Origin of the sequence: Photorhabdus cinerea, from assembly GCF_011189575.1 — a bacterium.
Classification (GTDB): Bacteria; Pseudomonadota; Gammaproteobacteria; order Enterobacterales; family Enterobacteriaceae; genus Photorhabdus; species Photorhabdus cinerea.
This window is the reverse complement of record NZ_PUJW01000003.1, coordinates 252,453-262,143: the sequence shown is the minus strand read 5'-3', so window position 1 is coordinate 262,143 and position 9,691 is coordinate 252,453. Positions and strand designations below refer to the sequence as shown.

At 41.2% G+C, this 9,691-nt stretch carries 9 protein-coding genes and 1 tRNA gene; 5 read left to right on the top strand and 5 right to left on the bottom strand.

Annotated elements, in window-relative coordinates; genetic code table 11:
* On the top strand, nucleotides 1-349 hold a 349-nt coding region (locus C5469_RS04680; protein WP_166302976.1), incomplete at its 5' end, for a tail fiber assembly protein.
* A gap of 119 nt (nucleotides 350-468) precedes the next feature.
* Here C5469_RS04680 and C5469_RS04675 read toward each other — a convergent pair.
* From C5469_RS04675 to C5469_RS04665, 3 genes are all read right to left on the bottom strand, one after another.
* Nucleotides 469-545 (bottom strand) — tRNA-Pro (locus C5469_RS04675).
* A 75-nt stretch (nucleotides 546-620) separates the two neighbouring features.
* The gene (gene yejM / locus C5469_RS04670) at nucleotides 621-2,360 is read right to left on the bottom strand and encodes an LPS biosynthesis-modulating metalloenzyme YejM (protein WP_166302973.1); all 1,740 of its coding nucleotides are present in this window, start codon (nucleotides 2,358-2,360) and stop codon (nucleotides 621-623) included.
* Nucleotides 2,361-2,392: 32 nt separating this feature from the next.
* The gene (locus C5469_RS04665) at nucleotides 2,393-2,620 is read right to left on the bottom strand and encodes a YejL family protein (protein ID WP_166302970.1); all 228 of its coding nucleotides are present in this window, start codon (nucleotides 2,618-2,620) and stop codon (nucleotides 2,393-2,395) included.
* Nucleotides 2,621-2,892: 272 nt separating this feature from the next.
* Between C5469_RS04665 and yejK the strand changes: the two genes are divergently transcribed.
* Nucleotides 2,893-3,897 carry a nucleoid-associated protein YejK gene (gene yejK, locus C5469_RS04660; protein ID WP_166302967.1) on the top strand — a complete coding sequence of 335 codons (1,005 nt, stop codon included), beginning with the start codon at nucleotides 2,893-2,895 and terminating at the stop codon, nucleotides 3,895-3,897.
* 71 nt (nucleotides 3,898-3,968) lie between these two features.
* Here yejK and rplY read toward each other — a convergent pair whose 3' ends face one another.
* On the bottom strand, nucleotides 3,969-4,253 hold the full coding sequence (rplY, locus tag C5469_RS04655) for a 50S ribosomal protein L25 (protein ID WP_166302964.1): 285 nt from the start codon (nucleotides 4,251-4,253) through the stop codon (nucleotides 3,969-3,971).
* 152 nt (nucleotides 4,254-4,405) lie between these two features.
* The gene (radD, locus tag C5469_RS04650) at nucleotides 4,406-6,163 is read right to left on the bottom strand and encodes a DNA repair helicase RadD (protein WP_166302961.1); all 1,758 of its coding nucleotides are present in this window, start codon (nucleotides 6,161-6,163) and stop codon (nucleotides 4,406-4,408) included.
* A gap of 273 nt (nucleotides 6,164-6,436) precedes the next feature.
* On the opposite strand from radD, the gene rsuA reads away from it, so the two are divergent.
* The 3 genes from rsuA (at nucleotide 6,437) to C5469_RS04635 (ending at nucleotide 9,626) form a co-directional block, all read left to right on the top strand.
* The gene (gene rsuA / locus C5469_RS04645) at nucleotides 6,437-7,144 is read left to right on the top strand and encodes a 16S rRNA pseudouridine(516) synthase RsuA (protein WP_166302958.1); all 708 of its coding nucleotides are present in this window, start codon (nucleotides 6,437-6,439) and stop codon (nucleotides 7,142-7,144) included.
* 37 nt (nucleotides 7,145-7,181) lie between these two features.
* A complete protein-coding gene (locus C5469_RS04640; protein ID WP_166302955.1) occupies nucleotides 7,182-8,369 on the top strand; it encodes a Bcr/CflA family multidrug efflux MFS transporter in 1,188 nt (395 codons plus the stop codon).
* A gap of 912 nt (nucleotides 8,370-9,281) precedes the next feature.
* The gene (locus C5469_RS04635) at nucleotides 9,282-9,626 is read left to right on the top strand and encodes a YejG family protein (RefSeq protein WP_166302952.1); all 345 of its coding nucleotides are present in this window, start codon (nucleotides 9,282-9,284) and stop codon (nucleotides 9,624-9,626) included.
* Nucleotides 9,627-9,691 lie beyond the last annotated feature (65 nt).

The following is a 9,691-nucleotide window of genomic DNA, read 5'->3' as shown; positions in this document are numbered from 1 at the left end:
CGACACACAAACCCGTCAAAAACGTGAGATAACTGAAATTGGCGAACTACCCGATACACTTACATTCAATAAGCCACCTACTGATTTTGATACGTGGGATGGTAAAGAGTGGGTAGTTGATAAAGACTTACTCAAAGCGCATCAGATCAACGAAGCAAAGCAACAGCAAGTAGCACTGTTACAACAAGCAAATGAAACACTGTCTCTATTGCAAGACTCGGTTGACTTAGAAGTCGCTACAGACTCAGAGAAAGAAGCTCTGCTTGAGTGGAGAAAATACAGAGTATTGCTGACTCGTGTAGATGTGAATCAAGCGCCGGATGTTGAGTGGCCTGAGATGCCGAAGTGAGGGCTATAAATGCCAGATGCGGAAGCGGGGTTTTTCCCCAGTTTTTCCCTAATTTTGCCCCAGGCAAATTTCACCCATAAAAAAACCAACCGCAATTGGTTGGTTTTTCTAGGGAAATTTGGTCGGCATGAGAGGATTTGAACCTCCGACCCCCGACACCCCATGACGGTGCGCTACCAAGCTGCGCTACATGCCGATAATTCGTATTATAGTACTGATTTTTTGCCTAAAAGCAAGTACTGAATTTTGTGACTGATTGATTTTTAAGCATTTAATTAGCTATGAAATGTTTAACCTCTGTTAGTATCTGTAACAGCTGTGCCAGATTGGGTTTAGCATCTTTGACTTCGTTGCCTTCAAGGTCATACAGGTAATAGTTACCGTTCTTATCCAGAAATAAAGTATTTTCACTGGTTGTAATAATTAGAGAACCATTATCACCAGTAATAATCCATGGATTGTTACGTTGTGCTGCAAACAGGTCTTCGCCTTGAGAATAATCATCAGGAGAATTGCTAACATGCAACAAGCGTTGCATTAATGTTGTCATGATGTCCTGATGGCTAGTCAGTTTATCGATTGTCTGTGGTGGTGTGTCTGGCCAATGAATAAGCAGAGGGACATGCATTTGCACACGATTGAATCTATCATTATTTATCCACTTAGGTGGATGGATAGCTGCGATTTCGCTATGGTCGGCGGTAATGATAATTACCGTGTTATTCAGGGCATTTTTGTTTTTCAGTGTCTCTAATACAGTGTTAATTTGGTTATCCAGTGCTGATTTGTCAGCTGGCTCGGCAGCTTTATCTAATCCATTTATCTTCAGTAAAGAAAACCATGGGGTGCTGGTATTGGGTAAATTCAGCCATTGTTGCCATTGTTCTACCGTAAGTTGGTTGCTTTGGTTGACCGCGGTGGGTAATGAATAGTCGGAAAGCAGTGCCTGACGATAAAGCGGAGTTTTAAACCCTTCTGAGGAGAATAACCCAAATTGGTATCCTTGATGAGTCAGTGCATTGAACAGTGCTGATGATTTACGCCCAGCAAGTATTCCATCTAGGTAGCCGGAAGAAATGCCATAAAATAACCCGAACAAGGCTGTATCATTTTGAATACCAGTACTGAAATGCTGATTGAATTGAATGCTGGTTTCTCTGAAATGGGAAAGAGCGGGCATATTTTTTGTAATATCTTTATTATCCAGCCCGTCAACAACGAGTATCAATAGGTTGTATCCGCTTCCCTGATCCTGATAAATCAGATTATTAAGTGGGTAGTTAACGGCCAAAGCAGCGGGATCACCCTGTTGTATAAGGCGATGCTGATATTCTTTCTGATCCAGCAGGCCATGTTTCTCAAGAAATTTACGCGCTGTCATTGGATAAGAGAGCGGTAGGTTAGAGCGCTGCATGGTTATCGGGCGGTAAAAATTAGCGTCAGACCAGATATACATCAGATGGGAAGCCAAAAAGGCAGATATGAAAACCGCCGTTAATGGCTTACCAACCCGTTGCCGATTTAGGCTACGTAGTTTCTGCCAACTCCAGGTGCCAAATAACATCTGTACCAGAAAAATGACTGGAATACAGATAAACATCAGTTGCCATTCCCGTGCCAGTTCCCCCTGATCAGGGTTGATCACCAGATCCCAAACTAAAGGTGTAAGGTGAAGGTGGAAACGGTTGTATACGGCGCTGTCGAATATCAACAGCGTCAGCCCGGCTGTAGCGAAAATAGCCGAAAGAAATCTTAGCAGGCGCTGTGACATGACAATAAATGTCAGTGGAAACAGAATTAACAGATAAGCGGCGAAAACAATAAAACTAAAGTGCCCAAGCCAACTGACCAAAGCATAGACTCGGCCGAAAAGTGAGCCCGGCCAGTCGGAAATAAACAGGTACCGGCTGCCTAATCCAAGGCTGAGCAGGATATTAAACAAGGCAAACCAATGCCCCCAGCTAATCATCTGGGAAACTTTTTCACGATAACGCTGACGGCTAGTCACCATATTTTGTTTACGTTTTGGTCTTTAGTTAAAAATTAATGGGCTTTATCTTCGTTTACTGAAGATTTAAGCGCGTATGCAAACGAGTCAGCTATATGTCTGCGCTGTGCAGGGGACACACTCGTATTGATTAAATTTGTTACCATATTGCCCAGTACCATTAGAGAAAGGTCTGTCGGCGTATGGTTTTTTTCCAGAACACTGACTAATTCTGTTAATAAACGTTCAACGTGCTCGTCACTGTAACGGGATGACTGTGGCATAAATTTAAACTTCCTGAACTAACAAAGCACACTATCTTACCGTATAGGTGAGTGATTTTCTGCTCTTTTATAGCAAATTAATTCATGGCTAATATTATGTTGCAATAATTAGGGGGTTTTTGGCAGTTTTTTGGTATTTATCGGTGAATAGTAGTGAAGAGTGCAGGGTGAAACGCTATTTTTTTCCGGTTTTTTTATTGCGGCAGTTTGTTATCAGTGTTTGAATACGCCGTTAAAAGCGAATGAAGTAAGCAGCGAAAGGAGTGGAAAGAATGAGTCTGCAAATAGACCAGATTGCCTTGCATCAACTAATCAAGCGTGATGAACAGATGCTAGATGTCGTGCTGCGTGATTCTCTGCTCGCCACCGATCAAGTGGTGGAAGATATGATGGCTGAATTACACCGTGTATACAGTGCAAAAAGTAAAGCTTATGGCTTATTTAATGAAGAGAGTGAATTGGCAGAAGCTCTCCGACATCAGCGTAAGGGTGATGAGGATTTTCTTGGATTCAGCCGTGCAGCAACGGCACGTTTAAGGGATGAATTAGCAAAATATCCGTTTGCTGAGGGTGGAACGGTCCTATTCTGTCAGTATCGCTATTTGGCGGTAGAGTATTTATTGATTGCTGTGCTTAATAGCTGTAATAGTATGTCTGTTAACGATAATCTGGATTTGAATACCACTCATTATCTAGATATTCCTCATGCTGATATTGTTGCACGTGTAGATTTGACTGAGTGGGAAACCAATCCTGAATCAAATCGTTATTTAACTTTCCTGAAGGGACGGGTAGGGCGTAAAGTCTCAGATTTTTTTATGGACTTCCTTGCTGCCAGTGAAGGTATGAATGCTAAGGTGCAGAATAAAGGCTTATTACAGGCAATTGATGATTATTGTGAATCTGGGCAGCTTGATAAAAATGAGCGTCAGGCATATCGCCAACAGGTATACGGTTATTGCAATGAGCAATTGCAGGCGGGAGAAGAAATTGAGATTGAGGAATTGTCTCAGGAATTGCCAACATTTGGAGAACAGAGTTTCCAGCAATTTTCTCAAGAGCAGGGATATGAACTGGAAGAGAGTTTTCCCGCAGATCGTAGTACATTGCGCCAGTTGACTAAATTTGCTGGCAGTGGCGGCGGATTGACGATTAATTTTGATGCAATGTTATTTGGTGAAAGAATTTTTTGGGACCCGGTGACGGATACTTTAACAATTAAAGGGACTCCACCCAATTTACGTGACCAATTACAGCGTCGTAGTGGGGGGCACTGATACCATAAATAAATAACGCCGCAAATGCGGCGTTATTTACTCGGCGTCCCGAAAAGCTCGACTGTGGCTAATTAAGCACGCAGGAAGTCAATGTGCGCCAGTTTTGGTTTAAACGGATGGCGCTGTACAGCCTGCACTTTCACTTTAGTTTCTTTACCATCAATAACTAAGGTCAGAATTTCGCTATAGAATTCTGCTTTTTGTTCCATATTGATAACTTGGTCGTGATCCAATTCAATAGAAACAGGCTCCTGGTTGCCACCGTATACGATAGCTGGGAACTTGTTAGCTCTGCGCAGGCGGCGGCTCGCACCCTTACCCTGTTCTTTACGTACTTCTGCATTAATAGTAAACATTATTTTTTCTCTTTCTCACATAAGAGGAAAATAAATCCTGCTACAGGCGACCCAGCAGCAGGTTCGAGATTTGGCTTAACGTAGTGTTAAACGGGCGGCATTCTAGCGAAAAATGGCAGTTACAGCAAATGGAATACGTCCATTTGAACATATTAATACAATTCATCTGCTTGTCGGAAACGTCCTTGATAGTCAAAGATCTTTTCACGGATCTGCCAGAATTGGCCTTTTTTACGGGCAATAACGAAGTCTGGGTGGCGTAATAAAGGTTGCTTCTGAACAACTTCTGAGGCTGTTTTCCAGTTAAAAGGGACAGCCGGAGCACACTGATGCTGTCGGAGAAATTGGTGCTGAAAGGTCAGTCGTTGGGCAGAGGTTGTAAGCCGAAAACGCTCGGAAACATTGGCACCATCTTCATCGTAATAGATGATTTTCAGCCATTCTCCTTTGCTGTCAGTTCCAGGGATGAGTTGCATACCACCACAACGTAGTACCAGTGCATCTTTGAGTTTTAATGCTGCTTTCAGCATGTCATCGGGATCGACCAGTATCTCTTGGCAACTATGACAACGCCGTGCCGCAATATCATTTTCAGCGCTACAATGAGGACACAGTTTAAAGCGAAAACGGAAGTTGCATTGGTGGCGTTTGCCATGTTGATCCGCTTCCCAGCCTTGACAGCGGCGTCCAAAATGCTCAATGACTTCACCATTGGAGGCGCATTTTCCCCAGAACATATTGGCAAAGTTGCAGACAGGGCAGAATACTTGAACTGGCTGGCTTTGTTTATTTGGTTTATGGTTACCGACTTCCGGTGTGTAGAGATCGTGGGGATTCCCTGCGTAATCAAGAATAAGGCAATCTTTTTTACCTGGAAATAACCTGAGACCACGGCCAATAATCTGTTGATATAGGCTGACGGATTCAGTAGGGCGCAGGATTGCTATCAAATCGACATGAGGTGCATCAAACCCGGTGGTCAATACGGCAACGTTAACCATGTAACGCAATTGTTGAGCTTTAAAGGCTTCGATAAACAAATCGCGATCGGCGGTTAATGTATCGGCACTGACTAAGGCAGCTTGGCCAGAAGGGAGTAATTGAAGAATCTCTTTGGCATGTTCGACAGTTGCAGCAAAAAGCATAATCCCTTTACGGTCAACTGAATATTCAATAATTTGTCTGATAATATGAGGTGTGATGCGTTTTTGCCGTTTGATTTCGCGATTTAAATCAGTTTCATTAAAAATACCTTGCTGACTGGAGCGGATTTGGCTGAAATCATATTGCATGACAGGCATATCCAGCCGCTGTGGAGGTACCAGAAAACCATGTTTAATCATATAACGCAGGGGCAATTCGTATATGCAATCACGGAAAAAACTATTTTCATCACCACGGATCATACCATGATAGTGATATTGATATATCCAACCAATAGCCAGTCTGTAAGGTGTCGCGGTTAATCCAAGAATACGTAGTTGTGGATTATTTTGCCAAAGGTGATGAATAATTTGCTGGTACTGGCTGTTTTCATCGTCACTGATACGATGGCACTCATCAATTATCAGTAAGGAGAATTGATTATCGAAATGTTCAAGATTACGGGCGACAGATTGCACGCTGCCAAATACGACTTTTCCTGAACTTTGTTTCTGTTGTAATCCGGCGGAAAAAATATCTGCTTGTAACCCATAAGCGCAATATTTGCCGTGGTTCTGTGCAACCAATTCTTTCACATGAGCCAGTACTAATACTCTCCCTCGGGCCAATTTTGCCAGTTCAGCAATAACCAGGCTTTTACCCGCTCCGGTTGGTAGTACTATGACAGCGGGTTCATGATGGTGCCGGAAATGATTAATAGTGGCATCCACAGCTTCTTGCTGATAGGGACGTAAAGTAAATGTCATATTTGCTCTGTAACAGAAAAACACGCGCAAAAGGGTAACATTTTTCCGATGAGTTTACTGTGAGTAGAAGTGAGGTAAGATAATTATCTGATTGAAACTATAATCAGTTATAACAAATAGATAATTGTTGTTTATAGTAAACATAGTTATGATTAGCCTGAAAATCTTTTAAATTTACCTCACATCTTCTTTTTTTGGCGGCTCTGCGTTGTAGTGCCAAGATAGTAGGGCCATATTCATTTTTGAATTAATTTAATACAGGTGTCTTCATCCATGCGATTGGATAAATTTTTGTCACAACAGCTTGGTATCAGCCGGAATGACGTGGGACGCGAGTTGCGCGCGGGGCGTATAACCGTTGATGATGAGATTATAAAAACCGGAGCTTATAAAATAACTCCAGAACAACAAATCATGTTTGATGGTTCGTTACTGGAACAGCAGCAAGGGCCGCGTTATTTTATGTTGAATAAACCATCAGGGTATGTCTGCTCCACGGATGATCCTGTGAACCCGACGGTCCTCTATTTTATTGATGAGCCGGCAGCAAATAAATTACACACTGCTGGCCGGTTGGATATGGATACCACGGGTCTGGTCTTGTTGACTAATGATGGTCAATGGTCTCATCGCATCACTTCCCCCAAACACCATTGTGAAAAAACCTATTTGGTAACACTTGAATATCCAGTTGCAGAAGGAACGGCAGATAAGTTTCTTGCTGGTGTTCAACTTAATGGTGAAAAAACGCTGACAAAATCTGCTCAACTGGAAATTCTGGCGCCTCAATTGGTACGTTTGACTATCAGTGAAGGACGTTACCATCAGGTAAAACGTATGTTTGCAGCCGTAGAGAACCGGGTGATAGAACTTCATCGTGAACGAATCGGTGAAATTATCTTAGATTCTGCCCTGGAACCTGGGGAATACCGACCGTTAACTGAGCAAGAAATTGCCAGTATCACTGTTCCTAAAGTTTAGTTTTAGTTAATCATTTTAAATTATTGGAGTCATACGCGTGCAACAACAACGCTCATCCTATTTGGGGTTGATTTTGATCCTTGGGCTGCTTTCTATGTTAATGCCTCTTGCTATTGACATGTACTTACCCAGTTTTCCGACCGTTGCCAGGGATTTCGGTGTGGATAGCGGGCGGGTTCAAATGACACTAAGCAGTTATATTCTCGGTTTTGCTATCGGCCAGATAGCATATGGTCCGATGGCTGACAGTTTGGGGCGTAAACCGGTCATTCTGGGTGGGGTTATTGTGTTTGCTCTGGCTTCGGCCGCGTGCGCAATGGCTCAAAATATCGATGATTTTATTTATCTGCGCTTTTTACATGGGTTTTCCGCTGCTGCTGCGAGTGTTGTTATTAATGCTTTGATGCGGGATGTGTTCACGAAAGATGAATTCTCACGTAGCATGTCTTTTGTGGTATTGGTGATGACTATTGCGCCATTAATTGCCCCGATTCTTGGGGGAATGATGATGATTTGGTTCACATGGCATGCTATTTTCTGGAGCATTGCGGTGACTTCTGTTATTGCTGCATTTCTTGTTGCTTTCTTTATAAAAGAGACTTTGCCGAAAGAAAAAAGACAAAAGTTTCATCTTCGCACAACCATAAGTCAGTTTATTATGTTATTCCGCCAGAGTCGTGTGTTTTGCTACATGCTTGCCAGCGGTTTTTCGTTTGCGGGAATGTTCTCTTTTCTCAGTGCGGGGCCATTTGTTTATATTGAATTAAATGGCGTATCGCCGCAGAACTTTGGTTATTACTTTGCGCTGAATATCATATTTCTGTTTGTGATGACGATGATAAATAGTCGTTATGTTCGGCGCTTTGGTGCGCTGAAAATGATGTATTTCGGCTTAAGTATACAGTTTATGATGGGGATTTGGCTATTACTGTCTACTGCGCTGAATTTGGGTTTCATGTCTCTGGTAATTGGTGTTGCAGCGTATGTTTGTGGGATTTCTATGATTACATCCAATGCAATGGCGGTGATTTTAGATGATTATCCGCATATGGCAGGAACAGTATCTTCATTGGCGGGTACTATCCGTTTTGGTATTAGTGCCTTAATTGGTTCACTGATTGCTATGGTACCTGCGTGTAACGCTTGGCCAATGGTTGGTTCTATGGCTTTATGTGTTATTTCAGCTACGTTACTTATTACATATGCAAGAAAAGGTTGTAAATAAAAATATAAGGCTGCTTCATGTGCAGCCTTTTCCTTAATAATTTTATTCCAATATGTATATCTGTCTCCACTGATATATTCTTGATTGATGACATGGGGCTTTATTTGATTTTTTGTTAAATTTCATAGTTATATCAATGGGTTGGTTGTATTGTGTTATTCGAAAATTTAACATTAGATAATGAAATAGTGTTAGCTGTGTGATATTAAAAGCATTTTTTGCATCACTAAAATTATCATTAAAAAAGATAATGTTATTAAGAGAATTATTGGGTTGGTTCCTTAATATCTGGGGATATTTTGGAATTGAGTGACTGGCTTTCTTATGATTAAACCTGTTTATTTCCAGAGCGGTAAAGGTGTATTGTCTCAATTCTATCGCTTCTTATATCTTGTTTTTGTTGGTTGGGCTGAAGGTTTAATCTCTCAATGTAAGGAAATTCCGAACTATCAGTTTGTGATAATGAGTAATTGTCAATACATTGATGAAAATTATGATTTTGATGTTGTATTTTTGTTAAATGAAAAATATTGAAGCATGTTATTATTAGGTTATGATTAGTTTTCCCTTATAGAACACATTGTTATCTATTTATTTTTATCGTGCTTGTTCGATTTTTATGTTAAGGCGTTGAGTTGAAAAAATAAAATATGTAAATAATCATTAAACATGAAGTTATTTTTTTGCATAAAAATAAGTTGAGTTTTCTTCAAAAAAAGTATAAATATATGCAAAATGCGAGATTGATCGCACTTTTTCTAAGGTGAAGTTTGAATTTAATGTAATAATATAAACACAAATTTAACCTTTTGTTTACCTTTCGGGAGGGGTTATTCGGTTTTGGCGAGTAGAACACCTGAAGATAGTCGCTAACTTTAACTTTAATTATGTTCTTTCAGGTAGGAATGATTCGTGAATAATATTCAGCTTTCGGTGGTACATCGACTACCGCAAAGTTACAGATGGTCACCCGGCTTTGTGGGTATCAAAGTTGAACCACTCCCGGTTGATGAAGTGAATGTAAAAAGTAGCCTGATGGGGTTGAAACTACTCAGCCATGAAGATGAGGCTGCGTGGAATGTTATGCAAAAATTACAGCAATCACTTGCTGATATGCAAATTGAAAGCACTGTGATTGAATGGGAAGGTCAGGCATGCTTGTTTGTTGATAGTGAAGATGAAAGTGCAGTTATGTGCCGTTTGAAGACTCTTGGTGCGGCAATTGCCGAAAAAATGACGGCGCTTTATCCATTCTGACTGTAAAAAGAAGAGAGGCGCTTCCTTTAGTGGAAGCGCTTTTGTGCTTTTTGTATGGCAAGGGA

Excerpts from the sequence above, each read along its gene's own strand:
- yejM (WP_166302973.1), bottom strand. The coding sequence starts at position 2,360 with ATGGTGACTAGCCGTCAGCGTTATCGTGAAAAAGTTTCCCAGATGATT.
- C5469_RS04665 (WP_166302970.1), bottom strand. The coding sequence starts at position 2,620 with ATGCCACAGTCATCCCGTTACAGTGACGAGCACGTTGAACGTTTATTA.
- yejK (WP_166302967.1), top strand. The coding sequence starts at position 2,893 with ATGAGTCTGCAAATAGACCAGATTGCCTTGCATCAACTAATCAAGCGT.
- rplY (WP_166302964.1), bottom strand. The coding sequence starts at position 4,253 with ATGTTTACTATTAATGCAGAAGTACGTAAAGAACAGGGTAAGGGTGCG.
- radD (WP_166302961.1), bottom strand. The coding sequence starts at position 6,163 with ATGACATTTACTTTACGTCCCTATCAGCAAGAAGCTGTGGATGCCACT.
- rsuA (WP_166302958.1), top strand. The coding sequence starts at position 6,437 with ATGCGATTGGATAAATTTTTGTCACAACAGCTTGGTATCAGCCGGAAT.